Origin of the sequence: Mycobacterium sp. (assembly GCF_035506235.1) — a bacterium.
Taxonomy (GTDB): Bacteria; Actinomycetota; Actinomycetes; order Mycobacteriales; family Mycobacteriaceae; genus Mycobacterium.
Genome location: NZ_DATJPU010000266.1, coordinates 1 through 24,286 on the forward strand (window position 1 = coordinate 1; position 24,286 = coordinate 24,286).

Sequence of the window (24,286 nt, forward strand, 5' to 3'; positions counted from 1 at the left end):
GTCCAGCGGCGGCTGACCCCATCGGTTCTCGCAGACGAACTCCGGCAGCGGCCGCGCGAAGGCCCACCCGTCGAGTTCCAGGGCCGGCCGGTCGGGAAACTCGGGCACCGGGCCCAGGCACAGGATGGCCACCGGCTCGGCGTCGGCGGGCATCGCCAGCAACGCCGCCAACCGTTGCGGGTCGAACAGTGAAACCCAGCCCATGCCAAGGCCTTCGGAGCGCGCCGCCAGCCACAGGTTCTGGATTGCGCAGGACACCGACGCCAGGTCCATCTGCGGTAGCGTCCGCCGGCCGAAGACGTGCCCGTCGCGGTTGTCGCACAGCGCCGCCACGAAGAGCTCGGCGCAGTCGAGGATGCCCTCGACCTTGAGCGCCAAAAACTCCTCGGCCCGATCCCCCAGCGCCGCGGCCGTGCGCGGACGTTCCGCGTCGACGAGCGCGTGAATGCCCCGACGCAGCGAGCCGTCGGTGATCCGGATGAAGCGCCATGGCTGCATCAGGCCGACACTGGGCGCGGCGTGCGCGGCCTGCAACAGCCGCGCCAGCACCTCGTGGGGCACCACGCCGCCCGGTGAGAATCGGCGCATGTCGCGCCGCTCGGAGATGACCCGATAGACGGCCCGCCGCTCCTCGGGGCTGAAGGCCGGATCGGTCACAACCGTCATCGTAGGGAATGGGGCTAGCGTGAACCGTGTCCTCGGGGACTACGAAGGGAGTGCTTCGTGAAAGTTTCCAACATATTCGACCAACTGCCCGCCGACCGCGTCTACGGCGAGCCGTACGAGACTCCCGACGGCGCCACCGTGATCCCCGTCGCCAAACCGCTCGGCGTGTTCGTCGTGAGCGGTGGCGAAGCCTCCTGGGTGCCCGCCGTCGATCAGAACCGGATCGCGCTGATCGGGGTGCTCACCGGCCTGCTGGCGGCGGTGATCGCCACCCTGGCGGTGCTTCGGCAGCCGCCCTGGCCGCGGATGACGATCACGGAGAATAGGTGACGCCGACCGCCCGGAAGACGTATTCGGGCGGCATGTCGAAGGCCAGCGACCGCCGCGGCAGGCCGGCGAGCACGTCGGCCGGGATGGCCGCCTTATAGTGCAGCGACAGTTCGCCGCTGAACTTCGGGTCGACCTCGGCGACGTTGACGCGGACCCGCAAACCGGCCGAAGAGATCTCGACCTTGGCCGTGCCGGTCTGGGGCGCGTCCCAGTGCGCGTCGACGGTCGGCCCGGCCAGCTTGGGCAGCTGGGACAGCGTCGCCAGCACCCGCTCCGAGGTGAAGACCAGCGAGCCGGCGTAACTGGCGACGCTGTGCGGCAACCGCACACCGGGGATGGTGCCGCCGAAGCGCCGGGTCACCGCGACATAGTCGGCGAGGTAGAGGAGACCCTCCGCCTCGACCTGGGCGTGCAGGTCGGCGGGTAGCTTGCCGATGCCGAACAACCTGCGCACGAAGACCGCCATGACGCCAGTATGACCGGCCGCGCCGCCGCCACCGGTGGAGTGCTGGTATCGGTTGGGGGATGACCCGCCCACGGACCGGCTGGGCCGTGGGCGTCGCCATCGCCGCCGCGGCCGTCTATGCCGTCCTGTGGGTGGGCTACTGCCGGCACTGGGGTTGGCCGCAGCGCCTCGACTGGTCGTTGTTGAATCCCGCCCACGACGTCGGCCTCAAGCACCGGGTGTGGGTGAGTTTCTGGGAGGGGGTGTCGTTCGTGCTTGGGCCGGTTGTGTTGCGGCTGCTGGGAATGGTGGCGACGGTGGCCGCGCTGGTGAGGCGCGATGTGCGGGCCGCGCTCGTGCTGTTGGCCTGTGCGCCGCTCAGCGGGCTGGTGACGTCGGCGGCCAAGGGCCTGGCGGACCGCCCGCGACCGCCGACCATGCTGGTGGCGGCGCCCTCCTCGTCGTTCCCGTCGGGGCACGCGCTGGAGGCGACGTCCGCGTTGCTTGCCCTGCTGGTCTTCCTGCTGCCGCTGCTGAGCCGCGCGATGGGCCGCGTCGCGGTGGCGGTGACGGCACTGGGCCTGCTGTTGGTCGGTATCGCCAGGGTGGCGTTGAACGTGCACTACCCGTCCGACGTGCTGGCAGGTTGGTCGCTGGGATATCTCTATTTCCTCTTCTGCCTGTTGGTGTTTCGGCCCGTCCCGAGCGCGCCGCCCGGCCCGGCGCCGGTTGTCACGGCGCGGTTATCCAACCGGGTCTAAAGTTTTACTTGACCCCAAGGTTCGCGTCGCCCGACGATTGAATCCATGCGCCGACTGCTCGCTTCGCTGTGCGCCGCGGCGTGCCTGATCGTCGCCGCCGTCGTGCTGGCACCGGCAAGCGGCGCGGCGAGTCCCTGGTTCGCGAACTCCGTCGGCAATGCGACGCAGGTGGTTTCGGTCGTCAGCACCGGCGGTTCCAACGCGACGATGGACATCTATCAGCGCACCGCCGCCGGTTGGCAAACCCTGAAGACGGGCATCCCGACCCACGTCGGTTCCGCGGGCATGGCGCCGCAGGCCCGCAGCGGGGTCCCGGCCACGCCGACGGGCGTGTACACCCTCGACTCGGCCTTCGGCACCGCGCCGAATCCCGGTGGGGGACTGCCCTATACGCAGGTCGGGCCCAACCACTGGTGGAGCGGCGACGACCACAGCCCCACCTTCAACAGCATGCAGGTCTGCCAGAAGGCGCAGTGCCCGTTCAGCACGGCGGCCAGCGAGAACCTGGAGATCCCCCAGTACAAGCACGCGGTGGTGATGGGCGTCAACAAGAACAAGGTTCCCGGCGGTGGTTCGGCGTTCTTCTTCCACACCACCGACGGCGCCCCCACCGAGGGCTGCGTGGCGATCGACGACCCGACGCTGGTGTCGATCATCCGCTGGCTGCGGCCCGGCGCGGTGATCGCGATCACGAAATAAACCCCGGTGGCCCGCCACGGCGCGCGGCGGTGTTTGCATGATTCGCTGACGTGGGCGACGCTTGCGTGAGGTACTCGAGCACGGAAGGCGCCTATCGAATGACAGAGCTGGTTACCGGGAAAACGCTGCCGAATGTGGTTGTCACCGGCATCGCCATGACGACCGCGTTGGCAACGGACGCGGAAACCACCTGGAAGTTGCTGCTGGACAGGCAGAGCGGCATCCGAACCCTGGATGACTCCTTCGTCGAGCACTACGACCTGCCGGTGCGCATCGGTGGTCACCTGCTGGAGGAGTTCGACGACGGGCTGACGCGCGCCGAGCGGCACCGGATGGGCTACCTCCAACGGATGTCGACCATTCTGAGCCGCCGGGTATGGGAGAACGCCGGCTCGCCCGAGGTCAACCCCAACCGGTTGATGGTGTCCATCGGCACCGGCCTGGGCTCGGCCGAGCAAATCGTCTTCAGCTACGACGACATGCGTGCGCGCGGGATGAAGGCCGTGTCGCCGCTCGCGGTGCAGAAGTACATGCCCAACGGCGCCGCCGCGGCCGTCGGGCTGGAGCGGCACGCCAGGGCCGGTGTGATCACGCCGGTGTCGGCGTGCGCGTCCGGTTCGGAGGGCATCGCCCAGGCGTGGCGCAACATCGTGTTCGGCGAGGCCGACGTCGCCGTCTGCGGTGGTGTCGAGGTCAAGATCGAGGCGGTTGCGATCGCCGCGTTCGCCCAGATGCGCATCGTGATGTCCACCAAGAACGACGACCCGGTGGGCGCGTGCCGCCCGTTCGACCGGGACCGGACCGGCTTCGTGTTCGGCGAGGCCGGCGCGGTGATGATGATCGAGACCGAGGAGCACGCGAAGGCCCGCGGCGCCAACATCCTGGCGCGGTTGATGGGGGCCAGCATCACCTCCGACGGCTACCACATGGTGGCGCCGGATCCCAACGGTGAGCGCGCCGGGCACGCGATGTCGCGCGCGATTCAGCTGGCGGGCCTGACGCCGGGCGACATCGGCCACGTCAACGCCCACGCCACCGGGACCTCGGTGGGCGACCTCGCCGAGGGCAAGGCCATCAACAACGCGCTGGGCCCCCACGGCGGCAACGCGGCGGTGTACGCGCCCAAGGCCGCGCTGGGCCACTCGGTGGGTGCGGTCGGTGCGGTGGAGTCGATCCTGACCGTGCTCGCGTTGCGCGACCAGGTGGTGCCGCCGACCCTGAACCTGGAAAACCTCGATCCGGAGATCGATCTGGACGTGGTGGCGGGCGAGCCGCGGAACGGCGATTACAACTACGCGATCAACAACTCGTTCGGATTCGGCGGCCACAACGTCGCCCTGGTTTTCGGCAGGTACTAGACCGAGCCGGATTCGCCGAACGTGCAGCCACGGCGACTTTTTCGCGATTTTTTCGCACTGGCTTCACGCTCGGCGAAGGGTGGCCTACGCCTAGGCCAAAGCGCGGCCGGGCTTGACCTTGAAGTCCATGCCCGCCAACGACATTGTCGCGTCGTAAGTCCTGTCGTAGCCGGTTCCGCTGATCTTCCAGCCGGCGTCGGTGCGCCGGTAGGAGTCTCGGTAGAACGCCGCGCCGATCAGCATGAAGTTGAACTCGGCGACGATCACCCGGTCTTGCAAATACCAGCTGCCCGAGGCGGTGTCGCCGGTGACATCGATTTCCGGATGGGTGACGCGGTGCTCGGTGATGACGTTCGGGCCCAGGGAAGTTCGCATGTACTCCACCAGGTCGGCGCGGTTGGTGAAGTGCAACTCGTTACCGATCGACGGGCCGTAGTCGGCCTTGATGTCCTCGGCCAGCGTGTCGGCGAAGTCGTCCCAGTGCTTGGTGTCCAGAGCGCGCAGGTAGCGGTACTTCAGCCGTTTGATCGCTTCGACGTCGGCTGCGGCATCTTGAGGGGTCATCCCGTCATTGCAGCACACAGGTGACCATGTCGATCAGGGCGCGTCGTTCCAGGCTCCAGTCGACCGCGGTCCCGGTGACCATCTGCGCCAGCAACACACCGCGCAGGGCAGCCCAAATCACTTCGGCGACACCGGCATTGGCCGGATCATCGGTGATCAGCCGGCCGAGCTGGCCGATCGCGGAGTTCATTTCGAGCAGATGGCGCCCCGATGACGCGCCAGGGCCGCCGCGGGTGGCGCGCAGGATCTCGAAGGCCGCCATCGACGTCGGACTGCTGTAGCAGCTCCAGGCGGTGTCGACGACGACCTCGATGCGCTCCCGCAGCGGAAGCTCGCTGACGTTGGCCGACGACAGGCTGTCGACCAGCCTGGCCACGCCGTCGTCGACGACGGCCATCAGCATGCCGTTGCGGTCGCCGAAGTGGTACTGGATGACCCCCCACGTCACGCCCGCGCGTTCGGCCACGTGCTTGGCGGTCGCGGCGGCGAACCCCTCCTCCACGATGCAGCGCACCGTCTCGTCGATGATCTTGGTGCGCGTGTCATCGCCGCGCTTGCGCGGCGCGCTGGTGCGCCGGGTCGGGCCGACGGAACGCCCGGGCGTCTGGCCTGCGGCAATGGACATTGTTGACTTTATAACATAGACGTGGCTATTTTTGGGCGGTGAGCCGATCCCGTTACGCGCGGTTGTCCCGTCAGGAGCTGTCCGTCCTGGTCCCCGAACTGCTGTTGATCGGTCACATGATCGACCGCTCCGGGATGGCCTGGTGCATCCAGGAATTCGGTCGCGAGGAGATGGTGCAGATCGCCATCGAGGAGTGGGCCGGCGCCAGCCCGATCTACACCAAGCGGATGCAGCGGGCGCTGAAATACGAGGGCGACGACGTCCCCACCATCTTCAAGGGCCTGCAGCTCGACATCGGCGCCCCGCCGCAATTCATGGATTTCCGCTACACGATCCACGACCGCTGGCACGGCGAGTTCCACCTCGACCACTGCGGCGCGTTGCTCGACGTCGAGCCGATGGGCGACGAGTACGTCTTCGGGATGTGTCACACCATCGAGGACCCGACGTTCGACGCGACTGCGGTCGCGACCAACCCGCGCGCGCAGATGCGTCCGATCCACCGGCCGCCGCGGGTGCCCGCGGACCGGCAGCCGCACTGCGCCTGGACCGTCATCATCGACGAGTCCTATCCCGAAGCGCAGAGCATTCCGGCGCTGGACATCGTTAGTCAAACACGCGCCGCCACTTGGGAACTGGATCCCGTCGATCGATCCCAGGAGGGGCAGGCGGACTACTCGGGGCCGTTGCTGTCCGACCTCGACTTCGGCGCCTTCTCGCACTCGGCACTGGTCCGCATGGCCGACGAGGTCTGCCTGCAGATGCACCTGCTGTATCTGTCGTTCGCCATCGCGGTGCGGGCACGCGCCGCCGATGATGCCCAGGCCGTCTCGGTGGGCACCCGCGGCCTGACCGGCCTGGCGGGGCTGGGGGCCGAGCGGATCCGCCGCGCGCTCGAACTCCCGGGCGGGATCGACGGAGCGCGAAGGGTGCTCGAGTTGCACCCGCTGCTCAATCCCGCGGGCTACGTCGTCGCTGAAACGGCGGACAACCGGCTGACAGTGCACCGGTCTCCGGCGCACGACGACGGCGCCTGGATCTCCCTGTGCTCACCGCAATCGGTGCAGCCGCTGCAGGCGATCGCCACCGCCGTCGATCCGCGCCTTGCGGTGCGGGCCGGCGGCACGGACACCGACTGGACCGCAGAACTTGTTGAAACCGACGCCGCCGCAGCCGAACTGCCGGAGGTCTCGGTGGCCAAGTTCAGCGGCGGGTCGTCGTTCGAGTTCCAGCCCAGGCGTTCGCTGCCGCTGACCGTGGTGTAGCGCGCCGCCACCATGGCGCGATTCGACCCATTTGTCAAGAGGTCTCCGGTCCCGATTCGGTGACGCTCTCACATCGAGCGGATACCAATGACATTGCAAGCCATCGGCTTTCCGCGTGTCCGCGGCTATGGTTAACGCTGGCCACCGACCCCTATAGACGAAAGTTTTCGCTCTATGTACGACCCAGTTGGGTTGTCGATCGGGACCACGAACCTGGTCGCTGCGTGTAACGGAAGTCCGCCGGTTTCCCGCCGCGCGGTGCTGACCCTGTATCCGCACTGCGCGCCGAAAATCGGTCTGCCCCTGGAAAACACCGAGAACCCGGGCCTCATCGAGCCGGGCGTGCTGATGCGCGGCTTCGTGGAGCGCATCGGGGATTCGGTCGCGCTGGTGTCGCCCGACGGTTCCGCGCACGACCCGGACCTGTTGACGGTGGAGGCCCTGGACGCCATGGTGCTGGCCGCCGGGGCGGACGCGGCGGCGTCGGAGATCTCCATCGCCGTTCCCGCGTACTGGAAACCCGCCAACGTGCAGGCGCTGCGCAATGCTTTGCGAACACATTTGGGCTTCGTGCGAAGCGGCATGGCGCCCCGCCTGGTCTCGGACGCCATCGCGGCGCTGACGGCGGCGAACGCGGAGCTGTGCCTGGCGGCGACGGGCGTGGTCGGGCTGCTCGATTTCGGCGGCGGCGGCACCTCGGCCACCCTCGTCAGCCTCGCCGGAGATCTCGAACTGGTGAGCCCCACAATGCGTTACGCGGCCTTCTCGGGCGACGAGATCGACCAGGCGGTGCTGCTCAAGGTTTTCGAGGAGCTCGGGCACGGCAGCGGCATCGACCCGGCCAGCACCGCCGGGGTCGGCCAGCTCGGCCTGCTTCGCGAGCAGTGCCGCGCGGCCAAGGAGCGGCTATCCACGGAGACGGCGGTCGAATTCGCCGCCGAGCTCGGTGGGCGCAGGTGCACCATGAAGCTCACCCGAGACGAGCTCGGCGACCTGATACAGGACCGGCTGTCGGGCTTCATCTATGCGTTCGACGACATGCTGGCCCGCCACAAGAGGAGCTGGGCGGATCTGTCGGCGGTGGTCACCGTCGGCGGCGGGGCCAGCATTCCGCTTGTCAGCGAACGGCTTTCGGTGCATGGCCGCCGGCCCGTCGTGAGCCCGTCGCAGCCGGCGCTGGCGGCCGCCCTCGGCGCATTGCAGCTGGCGTCGCGCGGTGAGGAGCTGGACCTTCGTACGCGCACGTCGATCGGACTGCTCACGGCGTCGGCCGCCGGCGATGTCGTCGACCTGCCGGCCGGTGATGTGTTGGTGATCGACCACGATGCGCTCACGGATCGCGAATTGGCCTGGTCGCAAACCGAATACGGCGCCGACGTGCGGGTGCCGTACAGCCCCGCCGCCTTCGACGAAGACGGCCCGGCCGGCTGGTCCATGCGGCTGAACATGATGGGGCCGCCCCGGGAGAGCGCGTGGCGGCGACTCCGGCTGTCGCAGCTGGTCGTCGGGATGTGCGCCATGGTCGCGATGACCGCGATCGGCGGCGTCGCCTATACCCTGTCGGGCATCGAAAACCGCCAGGCCCCGCCGGCGCCCACCGTCGCGCCCCTGCCCGCGCCGCCGGTCAGTTCCCTGGTGCCGCGCCCGGTGCCCCCGCCCCCCACGCCCGTCCCCGCACCGCCGAGCGCGCAACCGGTGCCCAGCCCCGCGCCGCCACCCCCGCCATCACCGCCACCGCCGCCACCGCCGGTGATCGTGACCACGGCGCCGCCGCCGGTCGTCACGCGGCATCCCGCGCCGCCACCGGCCACGACTCAGCCCCCGGCGCCGCCGACCACGACGGCGATGACCACCCCGCCACCGCCGCCGCCCTCTCCGACTTCGACCACCACTCCGCCGCCGACGGCCCAGGCGCCGTCGACGCCCACGACGACGGTGCCGATGACGACGCAGTGGATCCACGTTCCGCTGCTACCGGTGCCGATACCGGTCCCGGTCCCGGCGAGCCAGGCTCCCCAGGCGCCTCAGGCTCCGCCGTATCCGCAGTATCCGGGGAACTCGCAGAACCCGTTTTTGAGTCCCGGGTACTGATCCCTGAACATCCTGTGACCTTGATCAATCGGGGTCACTGGCACGAGCGCGTCCGGCCGCACGCGGGTAGCGTGGTGTCACCCAGTTCGGGCGGGGTCTGTTTTTGGGTGCCCTCGTGGAGGGCCCAAAAGATCTAGAGGACCTTGGAGGCGCAAAGTGGACATCGTGCTCGGAGTGTCGATGGCTCCGACCACCGTCCGCCTGGTGCTCATCGAGGGCCAGGATGCCGACGGTGTCACCGTCGAAGAGGACGAATTCGAGCTCGCCGCGACGAATGACGGGGCGACCCCCGGCGGGCCCGCGCAGGTGATCGACGCGATCGTCGGCACCCGGGAAGGCGCGGCCGAGGGTGGCTATCAGCTGACGTCGACGGGCGTGACGTGGACCGATCCCGCCCGGGTACGCGCGCTGCGCGAGGCGATCGCCTCCCACGACGTCGGCAGCGTCATGCTGGTTTCCCCGTTGCTGGCCGCGGCCGCATTGGCGCAGACGGTCGGTCAGTCGATCGGCTATGAACACATCGCGATGCTATTCGTCGAGCCCGACAGCGCGACGCTGGCCGTGGTCGACGTCGCCGACGGTTCCATCGTCGACCTGCACCGGCGGCAACTCGTCGGGGACACCGCGGTCGAGCTGCCTGACATGGTGCGCGGGCTCGACGCGCCGGGCTCGGAGGCTGACGGCGTGTTCGTCGTTGGCTGCGGGACGGGTCGCGGCAGCGATGTGGCCGCGATCAAGGCCGCGCTCGAGGCGGCCACCGCGCTGGACGTGAGCGTGCCCGAGGAACCCGCGATGGCGCTGGCCCGCGGCGCGGCGCTGGCGTCCGCGAACGCCCCGCTGTTCGCGGCGTCGACGGCCGCCCTGGCCTACTCCCTGGATCCGGGCACCGGTGAGGTGAGTCCGCGCGCGCTGAGCCCGACGTATCTCGACGTCTCCGGCAACGCCGGCCTCGGCGCGCTGGCCTACAGCGCCCTGGACGACGTGGCCGATGACGTGCACGACGGCATACCGCGGCGACGCAGGTTCCCCATGTTGGTCGGCAGCGCGCTGGCGGGCATCGCGGCCGTGGCGGCGGGGGTGGTGGCGGTTTCGCTGACGTCGGATGCCCATCCCGCGTCGCCCCGGCAGCCCACCACGCACGCGGTCGCGCCCGTGAATCGGGTGCCTGCGCCACAGGCGCAGGTGCCCGCCCCCAGCCCGCCGCCGCCCCCGCCGGCCCCCGCTGTGGCCGCGCCGCCCGCACCGGCACCCGAGGTCGCCGCCCCGGCCGCCCCACCCGCGCCGGCGCCCGAGGCGGCCGCTGCGCCGGCACCCGAGGCGCCCGCGCCGCCACCGCGCCGCGCGCCGACACGGCGAGCACCGGAGTCGGTGCCGGCCCCGGTTCGGCAGGTCCCGGCCCCCGCGCCGCCGCCGGCCGCCCCGCCGCCGGCCGCCCCGCCGCCGCAGCCGGTCGCGGCGCCCGTACCGCCGCCGCAGTACCAGCGCCCCCCGCTGACGATGTACCTGCACCTCCCGTTCGTCACGGTGCCGATTCCGATCAACCCGCCGGCCCCGCCGCCGCCCGCCCCGTAGGCCCGTTCGTGGCACACGGCGACGACTGGGAGCACACTGGGCGGTAGCGCTGTGACTGCAAGGAGGTTCGCGTGGGCGAGTACGGTGCGTTCGGATTCGATCCCGAGGAATTCGATCGCGTGATCAGGGAGGGCAGCGAGGGCTTGCGCGACGTGTTCGAGCGAATCGGCAAGTTCGTCACCGCCCCCGTGCCAGGGACAAGTTGGTCCGCGTTCTTCGACGACCTGTCGCGGCGGCCGCGCCGTGGGCCGGAGACCGCAGGCGAGGCCGGTGACGGGGTGTGGGCCATCTACACCGTGGACGCCGGTGGCGGCGCTCACGTCGAAGAGGTTTACGCGACCGAACTCGACGCGCTGCGGGCCAACAAGAACAACGTCGATCCCAAGCGCAAGGTGCGCTTCCTGCCCTACGGGATCGCGGTCAGCGTCCTCGACGACGATTCGGAAGATTCCACCAAACCCGGCGCGATGGGCTAGCGCCCCCGGGTCATCAGCCCTGCTGCACCACGTTGGATCCGCCGGCGTTGCTGATCTTCGGGTTGCCCGAGTGGTAGGTGACCTTGTTGTTGAAGCCGGAGGCGTCGATGCTGTCGACGGCGTCGACGGTGATGGCGTTCTGGACGCCGGACACGGTGAGGCTGGTGCAGTGGCCGGTGATCACGACCGTGTTGGAAACCCCGCTCACGCTGACGATGTTGTCGTTGCAGGCGATCGACCGATTCTCGCCGATGCCCGAGACGCTGAGCCTGGCGCCCGGCGACGGGGTGGGTGACGCCGACGGCGACGTCGTCCTGGTCCGGGTGCTCGACGGGCCGGGGCTTCCCGGGCCGCTGGTGGCGCTCGGGGGCGGACCAAACGTCGCGGAGATGCTCGGCGGGGAGCTGATGATCGACCGGACCCCGGAGAGTTGGTGCGCGGCGAAGGCGGCGATACCGCCCGCGAGGGCGAGAAAGCCGATGACGATGAAGGTGCCCACGATCCACCACGTGCGGTTGCCCGACGAGGACCGCGGCGGTGACCCGTATGACGGGCCGCCATAGGTCCACGGGCCGGCCGGGGGCGGTGGGGGCGGTGGGCCGGGCGCGTACGGGTAACCCCCGGGCGGCGGCGCTTGTCCGGACTCGGACGCGCGCGCCGCGTCGGCCAGGGGGCGCTCGAGTTCCCGGATGCGCTCTTCCGGGTCGTCCTGCGAGTTCATGCAGCGATGCTCCCACCCGAACCTGTCGAATGGGTAGTTTCAGCACCGTGCCCGACTTGCCGAACCGCCAAATCCTGTTGCGTCGCCGCCCGACTGGTCTGGTCCGGCCCGAGGACACCGAGCTGGTCACCAGGCCGGCGCCCGAGCCCGCCGAGGGCGAGGCGCTGCTTCGAACCACCTACGTAGGGCTCGACGCCGCGGTCCGCACCTGGCTGAACGACCAGCCGGGCTACCTCCCGCCGGTGCAGCTGGGCGAGGTCATCCGGGCGGCCGGGATCGGCGAGGTGGTGGCGACGCGCTGCGACGCCTACGAGATCGGCGACGTCGTCACCACGCTGACAGGCTTCCAGGAGTACGTGATCATTCGCGACGACGTGTTCAGCACTCCGGTCCCGGGCAAAGCCACGGTGGATCAGCTGGCGGTGATGTCGGTGTACGGCCCGACCGGGGCCACCGCCTACATCGGGATGATGGACATCGGCCGGCCCCAGCCCGGGGAGACGGTGGTGGTGTCGGCCGCCGCGGGCGCCACCGGGTCGGTTGCCGGGCAGATCGCCAAGATCGCCGGCGCCCGGGTAGTGGGCATCGCCGGCGGCCCGGAAAAGTGCCGCGCGGTGGTCGAGGACTTCGGATTCGACGCGTGCATCGACTACAAGAACGACGACCTGGCGGCAGCGCTCAAAGAGCATTGCCCCCGCCGGGTCAACGTCTACTTCGACAACGTCGGCGGGCCGATCCTCGACGCGGTGCTGGGCCGGCTGGCGACCAAGGCGCGGGTGGTGCTGTGCGGCGTCATCTCCAGCTACCTGACCGGGGAGCACCCGGGGCCGGCCAACTACGTGAACCTGCTGTCCAAGACCGCGTCGATGCAGGGATTCAACGCACTCGACGACTGGGGCCGCTTCGACGAAGCGTTCACCGCGCTTCGCCAATGGGAGCACGAAGGCCGAATCAGGGCGCGCCAGACCGTCTTCGAGGGCGTCGAATCCTGCGTCGACGCCCTCAACGGCCTCTTCACCGGGGCCAACATCGGCAAGATGTTGGTCAAGCTGAGCGAACCCGCTTCAGGTTAGCTTTCGCCGAGGACGCGGTGCAGCGCCTTCTTGGCGTCGGTCAGGGCTTCGAGCACCTTGGTCCGGGTTTCGGCGAGCTGCTGCTTCTGCTCGTCGGTGCCGGTCCACGTAATGGTGCGGGCCAGCCCGGCGAGTTCGAACAGCTCCCTGCGGATCTTGAAGGCGTCGCCGAACTTGGCCGCCCGCCCCAGGAAGGCGTGCGCGGTCTCGCTGCTGACGCCACGCCAGGCCAGCACGTTCTGGCCGAGTTCGGTCAGCGTGGCCACGCCGTTGTCAACCTTGACCATGCCGCGGCCGGCGAGCAGCCCAATGGCGAGCTCAGCCAGGTCCTGCGGAGGGGTGAAAGCGCCCTCGGTCGCGTCGGACACCCGCTGCACGACCTGTGCGGCGTCGGCCGGCCCGTCGAGCAGCATCGCCGCGGTCACGAACGCGGCACGCTTGAGGAATGGCCGGCCCCCGGGGCCGAATCCCCCCTTGAAGCCGGGGCCGCCGCCGAACCCGCCGTGCCCCCAACCCTTTTCGCCCCAGCCGCCACCGAAACCGGGGCCGCCGAAGCCGGGTCCGCCGAAGCCGGGTCCACCGAAACCGGGGCCGCCGAACCCGCCGCCAAAGAATCCACCAGACATCACTGTCGTTCCTTTCCAGATTGGACTATCAAGCTCCTTGATACCACCGGTGCCGGCGATGTCAAGGAAATTGATGGTTACGTGCTGCGAACGGCTCGGCGCATGCCAGCATTGGGCCATGGGCCACGCCGACGAGGAGCCGCTGGGATTTCTGCTCTACCGCGTGATGGCGGCGCTGCGGCCCCAGGTGGCCGCGGAGCTGAAGCCGCTGGGCATCGGGCTGGCGGAGTTCGTGTGCATGCGGATTTTGGCGAAGCATCCCGGGCTCACCAGCGCCGAGCTCGCTCGCGGCACCAACGTCTCGGCGCAGGCGGCCAACCAGGTGCTGCGTTCGCTGGAGGAGCGCGGCGCACTGACCCGTCCGGCGTCGACCCCGGCGGGGCGGGCGATGCCGGCGCGGCTCACCCGTCGGGGCAAGGCACTGCTGAAGCGCGCGGATGCGGCCGCGCGGGTGGCCGATCAACGGATCTTGACCCGGCTGAGCGCCGCCGAACAGCGCCAGCTCAAGCAACTGCTTTATGCGGCGGGAACTGATTCGGCCCGCTAGCAGCGGTTAACCGCCGAAATAGATGGGAGGCGCACGGTCCGGCGAGATGCGCGGCGCCCCCGGCGCGTGGTTTCATAACACCGTTTGCGAAAGTTGCCTAGGGGAATTCATTTCGGGCCGTAGGTCCCGGGGCATCAACGATTGGGGAGTGCAGATGGATCGTCGCAGCATGTTGCTGACCACGGGGCTCGGCATGCTGGCGGCCGTGGCCGCTGCCCCAATCCCGGAGGCGCTGGCCAACCCGTCGCTCCCTGCGCCGCCGGAGGCGCCGGCGGCCGGCCCCGGCGGCTACATCTTCGCCGACGAGTTCGACGGCCCGGCGGGCTCGGCTCCAGATCCGGGGAAGTGGACGGTGCAGACCTGGCAGGACGACGTGTTCCCGCCGGTTGCCGGGATCTACCGCGACGACCGCCGAAACGTGTTCCAGGACGGCAACTCCAACCTCGTCCTGCGCGCCACCCAGGAGGGGGAGACCTACTACGGCGCCAAAGTGCGCGGCAACTTCCGCAGCATGATCAACCAAACCTGGGAAGCGCGGATCAAGCTGAACTGTTTGGACCCCGGCCTTTGGTCGGCGTTCTGGGGCGTCAACGAGGATCCGCTGCCCGACGGCGAGGTCGACGTCTTCGAGTGGTACGGCAACGGCTCGTGGCCCCCGGGAACGACGGTCCACGCCGCATCCAACGGTAAAACCTGGGAGGGGAAATCGATTCCCGGGTTGGTGGACGGCGGCTGGCACACGTGGCGAATGCACTGGGGTGAGGACGGATTCCAGTTCGCGCGCGACGGGGCACAGTACTTCACCGTCCCGAACAAACCCATCCACGTCCACGGCGGCGCACCCGACGACTTCCGGTGGCCGTTCAACAACCCCGGCTACTGGATGACGCCCATGTTCACCCTTGCCGTCGGCGGGGTGGGCGCCGGCGATCCCGCCGCGGCAACCTACCCCGCGGACATGCTCGTCGACTACATCCGCATCTGGTGACTATCGCTGCGCTTTGATCACCTGAACCAGGTTGAACTGCCAGCGCTCGACGAGCCGGAACCCGAGGTCGTGCGGAACCGCGAAAGCCGGTGTCGGTCCGTAGACCGGGCCGGGCGGCAGCGCCGGACCCTGCTCGTGGGCGGGCATCGACTTGTCGGCCTGGGTGATGATCCACACGACGCCGCAATGGCTTAACGGCCCCGCGACGACCTGCGGGATGAGGTTGGTGTCGAAGACGTCGTTGCGATCCGTCGCCCGCTGCCACAGCGTGAGGTCGATCAGCTTGCGATAGGCGTCCGGGCGCGCGGCCATCAGCGGGCGCATCGGGGCGGGCATGAATGTCACGGTGTCGTTCACGAGAAGGCAATCGCCGGGCGCCGCCTTGGCGGTGATCAGATCGGCCACCTGACTGTAGTCCATCCCATATTTGGCATACGGGTTACGTTGCGCCCGAACGTAATTCGGTGCGGCGGCGACGGCGAATAGGCCGACCAGGGCCGCCGCGGCCCATGGTCTGGCGGTCACGGCGGCCGTGCAGACACCCAGGATCAGGGCCATCGCCGGCGCCGTGAAGGCCAAATAGCGCGGCGTATATATCGGGTGCAGCAGCGCCGACCAGATCACGATGAGGGTGGTGGGTATGGACAGCCACGCGATCGCGATGGTCAGCAGTTGCCGGTCGCCCTGCGCGAGCCGCGCGGATCTGCTGAGCCACAGCACGATAGCCGCCGCCACCACCAGCGCCGACAAGACCGCGAACGGCGGGCTCCTGTCGAAATACTGCTGAACCACCACGTCTTCGATCGTCCGGTGCCCGATCGGCGGGACCCACCGGATCTGCTGCGACTGCCCGGCGACCGCCGCCAGAAACGGCGCCAAGGCGCCGGCGGCCGCCCCCGAGGTGATGGCGAAGCGCACCAGCACTTTTCGAGCGCGCTGGAACAGCCAGATAAAGGTGAGGTGCGCCAGCACCAACAGGACCAGGTACGCATCGAGCACGATCGACAGGGCCAGCACGACGCCATAAGACAACCAGCCCCGGGCGGTGTTGCGGCGCGCCGCGACGACGAGCAGCACCGTCAGCCACACGGCGGCCATCATCGACAGGGCGTAGGGGCGAGCCTCGATGCCCGCCCACGTCGTCCGCGGCAGGATGGCGCACGAGACTCCGGAGGCCACCGCGACGGTGCGAGACGAGAACTGCCCGCCCAGCACCACCACTCCCGCCGCGGCGCCCCCCACCGCCAGGCCGCTGGGCGCACGCGACCAGAATTCGGTGGGCGGGAAGAGCTGGAACCAGCCGTGCATGAGCGCGTAGTACAGCCCGTGGACGGCGTCGACGTTGCCCAGCATGCGCCACAACTGGCCCAGCGAACGACTGTAGGACGCCGAAATGGTTGCGGCCTCGTCGTACCAAAACGACGGGCGGGCGGCGCCGGCGAGACTGATTGCGGCGGCGAACAATCCGACGATCAGCGGGTCCAGCCCGACCCGCGGCAGTGCCAGCGGGCCGCCGCGGTGTTGCCGTGACTCGGCGGTATCGGAGACGCTCACCGCCCGCTATGTTGCCAGACGCGGACGGGCGCCTTCGCTCAGTTACTCGGCCACACGTGCCAAAGCCGTCCGGGCCGTTCGCCAGGCAACCACCTCGGCTCCGAAAACAAAAGGATTCAAGCGAGCGGGTATTCGAACGTATGATCGATAAATGGGCGACCTCGCCTCGATCGGATACAACGGCCAGCCGGTCCGCAACCCGTTTCGGGTGGTGCGTCCGCCGATCGCGGTGCTGGTCGACCTGACGGTGCTCTTCCCGCGCGAGCCGCACCGGTCGGGGCGTTATCAGCCCAACGGTCTGCAGCTGCACAAGGTCGTCGAGGGCCGGCTCAGCTGCTGGGGCGTCTGCGAGCAGGGTGACTGGTGGGGGCTGGTGACCTATCCCGTCGCGTACGGCTCCAAGCGGAAAACCGTGACGCACTGGGTCCCGGCCTGGACGCTGCGCCGGAAAGGCTAGTTCGCCGTGCTGACGGGTCAGGGCAATGCGATGATGGCTGCCCGTGGCAGGCAATTTGGTTTCCGTGCTGACCAAGCTCATCCCGCTCGGGCTGGTCATCGCGCTCTCACCGATCACGGTCATCCCGGCGGTGCTGGTCCTTCACGCGCCCCGCCCGCGGCCGGCCAGCCTCTCCTTCCTCGGCGGGTGGCTGCTCGGCATGGTCGCCCTCACCGCGGCGTTCGTTGCGGCCTCCGACCTGCTGGGCGGTCTGCACCAGACGCCGCCGACCTGGGCGTCATGGGTGCGTGTGGCGATGGGCTTGGCGCTGATCGTATTCGGCGTCGTCCGCTGGCTGACCCGGCACCGCCAGGGCAAGAGCCCGGCCTGGATGCGCTCGTTTGCCAAACTGACCCCGCTGCGCGCGGGCGTGACCGGGGTCGTGTTGACCGCGGTACGGCTCGAGGTGCTGATCCTGTGCGCGGTGGCCGGCCTCGCCATCGGCACCGGTGGCCTCAACCCGGCGGCCGGCTGGGTGTCCGGCGCCGTCTTCGTCGCCGTGTCCTCATCGACGGTCGCCATACCGATACTGGCCTACGTCGGCGCCGGTGGACGCCTCGATGAGGCGCTGGAACGGCTCAAGGTGTGGATGGAGCAAAATCACGCCGCCATGCTCGCGGTGATCCTGGTCCTGATCGGTCTGTTGGTGCTTTACAACGGTATTCACGCGCTGCAGTAGCGGGACACGCTAGATTGCTGCCCATGGCGGGAAGCTGGGTTACCGTGGCGACCGGGCTGATTCCGCTCGGGCTGGTCATCTCGCTCTCGCCGCTCACGGTCATCCCGGCGGTGCTGGTGTTGCAGGCGCCGCGGGCCCGGCCGAGCAGCCTGGCCTTCCTCGCCGGTTGGGTGCTGGGCCTGGTTGCGCTGACGGCGTTGGCCGTCGCGGCCTCCGGCCTGCTCGGCGGCCTGGACAAGTCCCCGCCGAGGTGGTCGTCCTGGTTGCGTGTGGTCCTCGGGTCGGCGCTGATCCTCTACGGCATCGTTCGATGGTTTACCCGGCACAGCCACACCGAGTCGCCGGCGTGGCTGCGTTCGTTCGACACCATCACGCCGGTCCGTGCGACGCTCACCGGGGCGGTGCTGGCGGTCGTGAGACCCGACGTTGCGCTCATCTGTGTGCCGGCCGGTTTGGGTATCGGCACCAGCGGGCTCGGCCTTGTCGGTGACTGGTTGGCCGCCGCGTTCTTCGTTGCCGTCGCGGCCTCAAGCGTCGCGATCCCGATTCTGGCTTACGCGGCGGCCGGTGCGCGGCTCGACCCGACGCTGGCGCGGGTCAAAAACTGGATGGACAAGAACAACGCCGCCCTTCTTGCGGCGCTATTGGTCGTGATCGGTGCGATGGTGCTCTACCACGGGATTCGCGCCCTGTATCACCTATAGCCCCCGTCGGACAGGCCGGCGTCGGCTTCGAGCCTGTTCGTCTCGCCAAAGACGAACTCGCGGACCAGTTCCCAGCCGTAGGCCCTGAGCATGCCCAGGTATCCTTTTGCCGCCCATTGCCGGCAATGCCGCTCCTCGTGGTGGAGGACGCGGTCCAAGTCCAGGTGATACCAGGCGTGCCCGGACCGGACTATCCGGCGAAGCCGCTCCGCGGGGTCGGTGAGCATGCCCATGTTGACCATGAAGATGTCGCCCCAGGTGGTGCCGCCCCGCCGGGTGAACTGCCGCTGGACCCAATTGCCGCCGACACCCATGAGGACGCCGTTCGGGGTCGTCACGAGGCGCCCACCGTTGCGATGGACGAACCTGACGTCGCGGGCGTAACTCCAGCGATTTGCCCACTGCCGGTTGATGATTCGCATGACCTCGGCGGCGGTGTAGGGCGTCTCGGGAAAGTCGGCGCGCCGGCGGCCCGTCTTGCCGTAATCGGTGCCCGCATTGAGGACGTAGGTCATCAGCGTCGCCGTACACGCGTCGTCCCCGCTGATGCCAGGGGGCAGCAGGAAGTAGGACTTGCCGTACGGGTCCTGGATCTCCTCCAGCCCCTCGAGGACCTCAAAGCCCTCCGGCGTGATGCGGTGCCGCCGGGCGATCTCGGCGACGACGTCGGCGGGCACTCCCCGGCGTCGGGCGTTTTCCAGCCACGCCGCCGAGTAGTCGTTTGCGCGCACGGTTGTCAATTTAAGGCGTCGCGCCCTGGGCACGCTGGATCCGGACGCCCAGCGCGCTGTTCGACACGGTCCGACCCGCGCGCCCGGCCACTCCAAGCTGTGGCCACGCCCCCTTCACCGCGAAATACCGGGCGCTGCTGGTGTTTCGCCCGCTGCAGTGAGGGTTTGCAGTCTGCGGGAGCTCGTCGGCCCAGCCTGTCAGGCCGACGCGACCCTCACGGGCACAGATCGATCCTGGCGTAGTTGATCAGGTCGTCGGCCTGCTGGACGGTGAGCCCGTTGGGGCCGAGGTCGGTGTCGGAGCGTTGCAGGGCCAGGTTCCTCAGCTGCACGGGCGTTGCGCCGTAACTCAATTGGGTGCAGATCCTCGAGCCCGTCTGCAAGAGCATCGCATCGCCGCCGGCGACGTCCTGGATCCCGGCGTTGTGCAGGTCGCTAAGATAGGACACCGCGTCTGCCTGTGCCGGACCGGCCAGGACGATCCCGGCTATCAGAAGGGGGCCACCTACCAGCGCGGTGCACACAAGCCGGCCATAACGCTGATGTGCTGCCATAGCTACTTCTCCTTTGAGTACCCCCCATTGGACGGACGCCTAATATCAAAGCAGTTCGGCGTGCGCACCGTGCGACGAATTGTGGGAATCGAACGCGGCGTCGTGACGTCGGTGCCATGCTGCGGCCACTCGTTGTCCCGCTTGATAACTGATCGGTCAGGGATCGCCGAGGTACGCGTCGGCCCACGCGCCGATGACTCGGGCCGCCCGGTGAGCTTGGCCGCGTTTGGTGAGCAGGTGATCGGAGCCTTCGAGCGAGACGAAGCTGCGCGGGTGCCGGGCCAGACGGAAGATCTCACTGGCGTTCTCGATGCCGACCGTGTTGTCGGTGGGCGAGTGCAGGATCAGCAGCGGCAGTTGCAAGCCTTTGATCTTGTCGCGCAGGTGGGCCATCCGGACATCTTCGACGAATGCCCGCTTCAGCGTCAGCGTGCGCCCGCCGAACATCCACTCGGCACTGCCCTCGTACAAACAGCGGTCCACTACTGCGTCGTAGTGCTTCTCGACGTGACTGGGGTCAACCGGTGCCGCCACCGTGACGACCGACCGCACGCCCGGTGACTGACGCGCCGCGGCGAGCACGGCCGCGCCGCCCCACGAGTGCCCGACCAGGATGCCGGCCGGGGTCCCGCGGGTGGCCATGAACTCGCACGCCTTGACGATGTCGTCGACCTTCACCGTGAACGACCCGTCGCCCCAGTCTCCCTCCGATCCGCCGAGGCCCAGTGCGTCGAAGCGCAGCATGCCGATGCCGTCGGAGGCCAACTGCTTGCATATCCGGGCCGCTGCGGGGCTGTCCTTGCCGAGGGTGAACCCGTGCGCAAAGACGCCCCAGCCGCGCACCGCCCTTTCCGGCACCTCGATGATGCCCGCCAGGGTCGGGCCGGTGGAGCTCGGGAACGTGACGCGTTCTCCCATGGCTGAGATCTAACGCCATGACTGGGTCCGCTGTGCGGATACCCGAGACTCATGCTATCCGAGCTATTCACGACCCATAGTCTGGAAAGGAAGGGTTTTCATAACTTACAGAATCTGGTACATTCGTGCTGCTTCTCGCCGGGGGGATTGATGAATAGCCGGTGGGAGGACACCGATGTCGTTTGTGATCGCGGCGCCCGAGACGTTGACGGACGCGGCAAGAGGCTTGGCGAGCGTGGGCTCCACGATCAGCGCGGCCAACGCGGCGGCGGTGGCGTCCACGACGGGAGCGTTGGCGCCTGCTGCGGACAGTGTCTCGGCGGCCGTTGCGACAATGCTTTCCCAGCACGGGCTGGCATATCAGACGCTGAGCGCGCAGGCGACGGCTTTTCATACCCGCTTTGTGCAGGCGCTCAGTCGCGCCGGGGAGGCTTATGTGGCCGCCGAGGCGGCCAACGCCTCGCCATTGCAGATCGTCGAGGAAGCGTCGCAGCCCCTCACGCAGGACGCGTTGCGGGTGATCAATGCGCCCACCGAGCTGGCATTGGGGCGCCCGCTGATCGGCAACGGCGCAGACGGCACGGCCGCGAGTCCAAATGGTGGGGCCGGTGGGCTGTTGTTTGGCAATGGTGGCGCCGGCTATTCGGGCACGGCGCCGTGGGCGGCCGGCGGGGCCGGTGGTGCGGCCGGCTTGGTCGGCAATGGAGGTGCCGGGGGTGCCGGGGGAGCCCACGCAGCCGGTGGGGCCGGTGGTCGTGGTGGGTGGCTGGCCGGTTCCGGTGGGACCGGTGGACAGGGAGGCGCTGGCGGAGCCGGCGGCTCGGGCGGTAACGCGGTTCTGTTCGGCCACGGGGGCGACGGCGGTGCCGGCGGAGATGACGGCGGCGGCGGCGCCGGAGGCTTCGGCGGCCTCCTGCACGGCAACAACGGGGCCGCCGGCGTTGGCTCATTGGTGAGCGGAGCCGTCCCGCTGCACATGAACGGTCCATTTCCGGCGGTAAACGTCTCCATAAACGGCGGACCGAGTGTGCCCGTGACGGTTGACACCGGATCAAATGGCCTTCTCATCCCGTTCTGGGACATCGGCCTACAGCACCTCGGCTGGCCCACCAATATCGGCATCATCGCCTACGGCGACGGGGTCGCACATATCTGGCTCTCGTTCAACACACCGGTGAATTTTGGGAATGGGCTCGTCACCGCGCCAACCGGAGTCGACGTCGATATGTTTGCGTTCCCGATCTCCGTCGGCGGCGTTGTGAACATGCTGGAAGGCAACACTTTCGGTGGTGCAGACGGCATCCTGGGTATCGGGGCGAACGCGGTGGGCTCGCACAGCTCTGTGATCACGGCATTGCCGGGCCAATTGAATCAGGGTGTGCTGATAAACGAACCCAAGGGTTACTTGCAATTCGGTGCCAACCCGCTACCCGGAATTGCAATTTCCGGGGCGCCGCTTACCACCTTCGAAGTACGAGTCAATGACGGGCCTTTCCAACTGGTCTCCGCGTTGGTCGATTCCGGTGGCGACTACGGATCCATTCCGTCATCGCTACTCGGGACCGGTCAGGCCTCCGGAAGCGTGCCGGCGGGAACGACCATCGGGGTCTACACCGACGACGGTGCGACGCTGCTGTACTCGTACACGACAACCGCCACCAACGGCCCACTGGTTGTGCCGGGCCAGATGAATACGGGGTCCGTGCCCTTCGCGCTGGGGCCGGTGTACATCAGTTACAGCCCCGGCGGCGTCGGGACGACGACCTTCGACTTCTGAGCACGGGCGGCTGCCACACCCCGGAGGCGGAGCCGATGACGGGCCGACGATGACGAGTTCGCCCGTCACGTTGCGGCTCGTTCCACTGGTTCGAGGGCTAGGGTCGGCTCAGTGCGAAGGACCATCGATTGGGACGGCGACGCGGTCACGATCATCGACCAGACCGCGCTGCCGGGGGCCTTTCGCGTTCTCACCCTGCGCACCGTCGACGAGCTGATCGACGCGATCCGCCGCCTGGCCGTGCGCGGCGCGCCGGCGCTGGGCGCGGCGGGCGCCCTGGGCGTGGTGCTCGCGGCGCGCGAGGGAGGCGACGTCCGGGCTGCGGCCGAACGAGTCGCGAAGGCACGGCCGACCGCTGTCAACCTCGGCTGGGGAGTCGCGCGCGCGCTCGAAAAGCTCGACGAGGGCACCGAATCCGTGCTCGCCGAGGCGCTGGAAATCCTCGACGAGGACGAACGCCTCAACCGCGCCGCATCCGCCCACGCCGCCGAGATCGTCCTCGAACTGTGCGACCGCCGCCCGCTGCGGCTGCTCAGCCACTGCAATGCCGGTCACCTTGCCACCGTGGCCTGGGGCAGCGCGCTCGGCGTGGTCTGGCATCTGCACGAGCGTGGACTGGTCGAGTCTGTGCTGGTCGACGAGACACGCCCACTGCTGCAGGGCGCCCGGCTCACGGCGTGGGAGCTGGCGCAGGCGGGCGTGCCTTATCGGGTGCAGCCGGACGGCGCCGCGGCGGCGGCGATGGCACGCGGCCTCGTCGACTGCGTGCTCGTCGGCGCCGATCGGATCGCGGCCAACGGCGACGTCGCCAACAAGATCGGCACGTACGGCCTGGCCATCGCGGCGCACCACCACAACGTGCCGGTTGTCGTGGTCGCGCCGTCGTCCACGATCGACGCGTCGCTGGCCACCGGCGCCGAGATCGCCATCGAGGAACGCGCGCCCGACGAACTGCGGACGTTCACCGGCACCGCGATCACCCCGCCGGACGCGGACGTCTTCAACCCCGCCTTCGACGTGACCCCGGCCGCTCTGATCACCGCCGTCGTCACCGAACACGGCCGCTATTGACGAACTGCCTTGCGGGCCAAGGCTTTCGGGAGCTAAGCGTCGGTAGCCGCGCGCATACCCAAATGGACCGTTGCGAACCCGGTACTCAGCGACACGTAGCGGGCGTCGACGAAGCCCGCTTCCCGCATCGCCTGGCTGAGCGCGTCCCGCGACATCCAGGTGCGGATCGAATCGGCGGTGTAATGATGGGCGTCGCGATGCCAGGCCACGGCCCAGCCCACCGCCGGCATCAGGCGAAAGTAGAGCAGGTCGTGAAGGGGCCTCAACACCTTCGAGTCCGGCGTGCTGAAGTCGAGCACCATCAACCGGCCGCCCGGCCGCAGGACCCGCCGGAACTCGCGCAGCGCCCGGCCGCGATCGGCGACGTTGCGCAGCCCGAAGCCGATCGTGACCACGTCGAAGCACGCGTCCGGGAACTGCAGGTCCGTAGCGTCGCCCTCGTGGAAGTCGACGGGCCCGCGCTGCCGCCCCCGGGCGACTTCGAGCATCGCCGCGCAGGAGTCGACGCCGACGACTTGGCCTTCCGGCCCGACGGCCGCCGCCTCCAGGAACGCCAGATCGCCCGTCCCGGTCGCAACGTCCAGCACTCGTTCGCCGGCACGGAGGGCGCAGAGCTCCATGGCCTGCCGCTTCCACACGCGATGAAGCCCGAGCGTCCACAGATCGGTCATCACGTTGTAGCGCGTCGCCAGCGCCGAAAACAGCTCCTTGACGTAGCTGCTCTTGGCCTCGTCCGACTGGTTCCATCGGCGTGTGACCATCGCGAACCTCCGCACAACCCCCGGGGTACGACAGTCCGGGAATGTACCACGGCGATTCGTAAGCCGGGAGGGGGCCGTAAAAACTCCCAATCATCGATGTGGCGAAGGACGGCCAGGCGTGCCACCCACCGTCAATGGTGACTAACTCGACCGCACGGACATCCAGGAGTGAAGGCCAGCCCGCCACCGTTGCTGATGCCGGCCGCATGCACTCGATTGGGATTGATCGAGACA

Annotated in this window: 27 protein-coding genes; 16 read left to right on the top strand and 11 right to left on the bottom strand. The window is 68.8% G+C overall.

Features of this window, described 5'->3' with window-relative positions:
* A partial coding sequence (bluB, locus tag VMD50_RS24820; RefSeq protein WP_325431737.1) for a 5,6-dimethylbenzimidazole synthase occupies positions 1-666 on the bottom strand: 666 nt, incomplete at its 3' end.
* Between the two features lie 57 nt (positions 667-723).
* On the opposite strand from bluB, the gene VMD50_RS24825 reads away from it, so the two are divergent.
* Positions 724-996: a hypothetical protein gene (locus VMD50_RS24825; protein WP_325431739.1), complete on the top strand. Its 273-nt coding sequence runs from the start codon at positions 724-726 to the stop codon at positions 994-996.
* Here VMD50_RS24825 and VMD50_RS24830 read toward each other — a convergent pair.
* Positions 980-1,462, bottom strand: coding sequence for a hypothetical protein (locus VMD50_RS24830; protein ID WP_325431741.1), 483 nt, complete (start codon positions 1,460-1,462; stop codon positions 980-982). The genes VMD50_RS24825 and VMD50_RS24830 overlap by 17 nt on opposite strands.
* A gap of 59 nt (positions 1,463-1,521) precedes the next feature.
* Here VMD50_RS24830 and VMD50_RS24835 point away from each other — a divergent pair, with 59 nt between their 5' ends.
* From VMD50_RS24835 to kasB, 3 genes are all read left to right on the top strand, one after another.
* Positions 1,522-2,202 carry a phosphatase PAP2 family protein gene (locus VMD50_RS24835; RefSeq protein ID WP_325431743.1) on the top strand — a complete coding sequence of 227 codons (681 nt, stop codon included), beginning with the start codon at positions 1,522-1,524 and terminating at the stop codon, positions 2,200-2,202.
* Between the two features lie 45 nt (positions 2,203-2,247).
* Positions 2,248-2,901 (top strand): L,D-transpeptidase family protein, encoded by a 654-nt coding sequence (locus tag VMD50_RS24840; protein ID WP_325431745.1) that lies wholly within the window; start codon positions 2,248-2,250, stop codon positions 2,899-2,901.
* 98 nt (positions 2,902-2,999) lie between these two features.
* The gene (gene kasB / locus VMD50_RS24845) at positions 3,000-4,259 is read left to right on the top strand and encodes a 3-oxoacyl-ACP synthase KasB (protein WP_325431747.1); all 1,260 of its coding nucleotides are present in this window, start codon (positions 3,000-3,002) and stop codon (positions 4,257-4,259) included.
* Between the two features lie 90 nt (positions 4,260-4,349).
* Here the strand turns inward: kasB and VMD50_RS24850 are convergent, their stop codons facing one another.
* Both VMD50_RS24850 and VMD50_RS24855 read right to left on the bottom strand, forming a co-directional pair.
* Entirely contained in the window at positions 4,350-4,841 is a 492-nt protein-coding gene (locus tag VMD50_RS24850; RefSeq protein WP_325431749.1) for a nuclear transport factor 2 family protein, read from the bottom strand.
* Positions 4,828-5,448: a TetR/AcrR family transcriptional regulator gene (locus tag VMD50_RS24855; RefSeq protein WP_325431752.1), complete on the bottom strand. Its 621-nt coding sequence runs from the start codon at positions 5,446-5,448 to the stop codon at positions 4,828-4,830. Before VMD50_RS24855 ends, VMD50_RS24850 begins: the two co-directional genes overlap by 14 nt.
* A 38-nt stretch (positions 5,449-5,486) precedes the next feature.
* Here VMD50_RS24855 and VMD50_RS24860 point away from each other — a divergent pair, with 38 nt between their 5' ends.
* The 4 genes from VMD50_RS24860 (at position 5,487) to VMD50_RS24875 (ending at position 10,852) form a co-directional block, all read left to right on the top strand.
* Complete coding sequence (locus tag VMD50_RS24860) at positions 5,487-6,713, top strand: hypothetical protein (protein ID WP_325431754.1); 1,227 nt, start codon at positions 5,487-5,489, stop codon at positions 6,711-6,713.
* 174 nt (positions 6,714-6,887) lie between these two features.
* A complete protein-coding gene (locus VMD50_RS24865; RefSeq protein ID WP_325431756.1) occupies positions 6,888-8,804 on the top strand; it encodes an Hsp70 family protein in 1,917 nt (638 codons plus the stop codon).
* 156 nt (positions 8,805-8,960) lie between these two features.
* Positions 8,961-10,376, top strand: a complete 1,416-nt coding sequence (locus tag VMD50_RS24870) for a DUF7159 family protein (protein WP_325431758.1) — start codon at positions 8,961-8,963, stop codon at positions 10,374-10,376.
* Positions 10,377-10,447: 71 nt separating this feature from the next.
* Positions 10,448-10,852: a hypothetical protein gene (locus tag VMD50_RS24875; RefSeq protein WP_325431760.1), complete on the top strand. Its 405-nt coding sequence runs from the start codon at positions 10,448-10,450 to the stop codon at positions 10,850-10,852.
* 13 nt (positions 10,853-10,865) lie between these two features.
* Here the strand turns inward: VMD50_RS24875 and VMD50_RS24880 are convergent, their stop codons facing one another.
* Complete coding sequence (locus tag VMD50_RS24880) at positions 10,866-11,573, bottom strand: DUF3060 domain-containing protein (RefSeq protein ID WP_325431762.1); 708 nt, start codon at positions 11,571-11,573, stop codon at positions 10,866-10,868.
* Between the two features lie 47 nt (positions 11,574-11,620).
* On the opposite strand from VMD50_RS24880, the gene VMD50_RS24885 reads away from it, so the two are divergent.
* Positions 11,621-12,646, top strand: coding sequence for an NADP-dependent oxidoreductase (locus VMD50_RS24885; RefSeq protein WP_325431764.1), 1,026 nt, complete (start codon positions 11,621-11,623; stop codon positions 12,644-12,646).
* On the opposite strand, the gene VMD50_RS24890 is transcribed toward VMD50_RS24885, so the two are convergent.
* Positions 12,643-13,272 carry a hypothetical protein gene (locus tag VMD50_RS24890; protein WP_325431766.1) on the bottom strand — a complete coding sequence of 210 codons (630 nt, stop codon included), beginning with the start codon at positions 13,270-13,272 and terminating at the stop codon, positions 12,643-12,645. The two genes, VMD50_RS24885 and VMD50_RS24890, sit on opposite strands and share 4 nt — an antisense overlap.
* A 118-nt stretch (positions 13,273-13,390) precedes the next feature.
* Between VMD50_RS24890 and VMD50_RS24895 the strand changes: the two genes are divergently transcribed.
* Both VMD50_RS24895 and VMD50_RS24900 read left to right on the top strand, forming a co-directional pair.
* Positions 13,391-13,819 carry a MarR family winged helix-turn-helix transcriptional regulator gene (locus tag VMD50_RS24895; protein WP_325431768.1) on the top strand — a complete coding sequence of 143 codons (429 nt, stop codon included), beginning with the start codon at positions 13,391-13,393 and terminating at the stop codon, positions 13,817-13,819.
* A 154-nt stretch (positions 13,820-13,973) separates the two neighbouring features.
* Positions 13,974-14,807, top strand: a complete 834-nt coding sequence (locus tag VMD50_RS24900; RefSeq protein WP_325431770.1) for a glycoside hydrolase family 16 protein — start codon at positions 13,974-13,976, stop codon at positions 14,805-14,807.
* Here VMD50_RS24900 and VMD50_RS24905 read toward each other — a convergent pair whose 3' ends face one another.
* Positions 14,808-16,313, bottom strand: a complete 1,506-nt coding sequence (locus VMD50_RS24905; RefSeq protein ID WP_325431813.1) for a glycosyltransferase family 39 protein — start codon at positions 16,311-16,313, stop codon at positions 14,808-14,810.
* Positions 16,314-16,512: 199 nt separating this feature from the next.
* Between VMD50_RS24905 and VMD50_RS24910 the strand changes: the two genes are divergently transcribed.
* The 3 genes from VMD50_RS24910 to VMD50_RS24920 all read left to right on the top strand — a co-directional run bounded on the left by VMD50_RS24910 (position 16,513) and on the right by VMD50_RS24920 (position 18,240).
* The gene (locus tag VMD50_RS24910; protein WP_325431772.1) at positions 16,513-16,818 is read left to right on the top strand and encodes a hypothetical protein; all 306 of its coding nucleotides are present in this window, start codon (positions 16,513-16,515) and stop codon (positions 16,816-16,818) included.
* Between the two features lie 64 nt (positions 16,819-16,882).
* Entirely contained in the window at positions 16,883-17,536 is a 654-nt protein-coding gene (locus tag VMD50_RS24915; RefSeq protein ID WP_414686164.1) for a GAP family protein, read from the top strand.
* A 23-nt stretch (positions 17,537-17,559) separates the two neighbouring features.
* Entirely contained in the window at positions 17,560-18,240 is a 681-nt protein-coding gene (locus VMD50_RS24920) for a GAP family protein (RefSeq protein WP_325431776.1), read from the top strand.
* On the opposite strand, the gene VMD50_RS24925 is transcribed toward VMD50_RS24920, so the two are convergent.
* The 3 genes from VMD50_RS24925 to VMD50_RS24935 form a co-directional block, all read right to left on the bottom strand.
* Entirely contained in the window at positions 18,231-18,971 is a 741-nt protein-coding gene (locus VMD50_RS24925; RefSeq protein WP_325431778.1) for a hypothetical protein, read from the bottom strand. The genes VMD50_RS24920 and VMD50_RS24925 overlap by 10 nt on opposite strands.
* Positions 18,972-19,186: 215 nt before the next feature.
* Complete coding sequence (locus VMD50_RS24930; RefSeq protein ID WP_325431780.1) at positions 19,187-19,525, bottom strand: DUF732 domain-containing protein; 339 nt, start codon at positions 19,523-19,525, stop codon at positions 19,187-19,189.
* A gap of 156 nt (positions 19,526-19,681) precedes the next feature.
* Positions 19,682-20,443 (bottom strand): alpha/beta hydrolase family protein, encoded by a 762-nt coding sequence (locus VMD50_RS24935; protein WP_325431782.1) that lies wholly within the window; start codon positions 20,441-20,443, stop codon positions 19,682-19,684.
* A gap of 175 nt (positions 20,444-20,618) precedes the next feature.
* Between VMD50_RS24935 and VMD50_RS24940 the strand changes: the two genes are divergently transcribed.
* Positions 20,619-22,220, top strand: coding sequence for a PecA family PE domain-processing aspartic protease (locus VMD50_RS24940; protein ID WP_325431784.1), 1,602 nt, complete (start codon positions 20,619-20,621; stop codon positions 22,218-22,220).
* Positions 22,221-22,331: 111 nt separating this feature from the next.
* On the top strand, positions 22,332-23,291 hold the full coding sequence (gene mtnA / locus VMD50_RS24945; RefSeq protein WP_325431786.1) for an S-methyl-5-thioribose-1-phosphate isomerase: 960 nt from the start codon (positions 22,332-22,334) through the stop codon (positions 23,289-23,291).
* A gap of 32 nt (positions 23,292-23,323) precedes the next feature.
* Here the strand turns inward: mtnA and VMD50_RS24950 are convergent, their stop codons facing one another.
* Complete coding sequence (locus tag VMD50_RS24950; RefSeq protein ID WP_325431787.1) at positions 23,324-24,052, bottom strand: ubiquinone/menaquinone biosynthesis methyltransferase; 729 nt, start codon at positions 24,050-24,052, stop codon at positions 23,324-23,326.
* Positions 24,053-24,286: the final 234 nt, after the last annotated feature.

Bases quoted from the DNA above. Each gene is read 5' to 3' on its own strand.
- VMD50_RS24830 (WP_325431741.1), bottom strand. From the start codon at position 1,462: ATGGCGGTCTTCGTGCGCAGGTTGTTCGGCATCGGCAAGCTACCCGCC.
- VMD50_RS24835 (WP_325431743.1), top strand. From the start codon at position 1,522: ATGACCCGCCCACGGACCGGCTGGGCCGTGGGCGTCGCCATCGCCGCC.
- VMD50_RS24840 (WP_325431745.1), top strand. From the start codon at position 2,248: ATGCGCCGACTGCTCGCTTCGCTGTGCGCCGCGGCGTGCCTGATCGTC.
- kasB (WP_325431747.1), top strand. From the start codon at position 3,000: ATGACAGAGCTGGTTACCGGGAAAACGCTGCCGAATGTGGTTGTCACC.
- VMD50_RS24855 (WP_325431752.1), bottom strand. From the start codon at position 5,448: ATGTCCATTGCCGCAGGCCAGACGCCCGGGCGTTCCGTCGGCCCGACC.
- VMD50_RS24865 (WP_325431756.1), top strand. From the start codon at position 6,888: ATGTACGACCCAGTTGGGTTGTCGATCGGGACCACGAACCTGGTCGCT.
- VMD50_RS24880 (WP_325431762.1), bottom strand. From the start codon at position 11,573: ATGAACTCGCAGGACGACCCGGAAGAGCGCATCCGGGAACTCGAGCGC.
- VMD50_RS24890 (WP_325431766.1), bottom strand. From the start codon at position 13,272: ATGTCTGGTGGATTCTTTGGCGGCGGGTTCGGCGGCCCCGGTTTCGGT.
- VMD50_RS24895 (WP_325431768.1), top strand. From the start codon at position 13,391: ATGGGCCACGCCGACGAGGAGCCGCTGGGATTTCTGCTCTACCGCGTG.
- VMD50_RS24900 (WP_325431770.1), top strand. From the start codon at position 13,974: ATGGATCGTCGCAGCATGTTGCTGACCACGGGGCTCGGCATGCTGGCG.
- VMD50_RS24910 (WP_325431772.1), top strand. From the start codon at position 16,513: ATGGGCGACCTCGCCTCGATCGGATACAACGGCCAGCCGGTCCGCAAC.
- VMD50_RS24920 (WP_325431776.1), top strand. From the start codon at position 17,560: ATGGCGGGAAGCTGGGTTACCGTGGCGACCGGGCTGATTCCGCTCGGG.
- VMD50_RS24930 (WP_325431780.1), bottom strand. From the start codon at position 19,525: ATGGCAGCACATCAGCGTTATGGCCGGCTTGTGTGCACCGCGCTGGTA.
- VMD50_RS24935 (WP_325431782.1), bottom strand. From the start codon at position 20,443: ATGGGAGAACGCGTCACGTTCCCGAGCTCCACCGGCCCGACCCTGGCG.
- VMD50_RS24940 (WP_325431784.1), top strand. From the start codon at position 20,619: ATGTCGTTTGTGATCGCGGCGCCCGAGACGTTGACGGACGCGGCAAGA.
- VMD50_RS24950 (WP_325431787.1), bottom strand. From the start codon at position 24,052: ATGGTCACACGCCGATGGAACCAGTCGGACGAGGCCAAGAGCAGCTAC.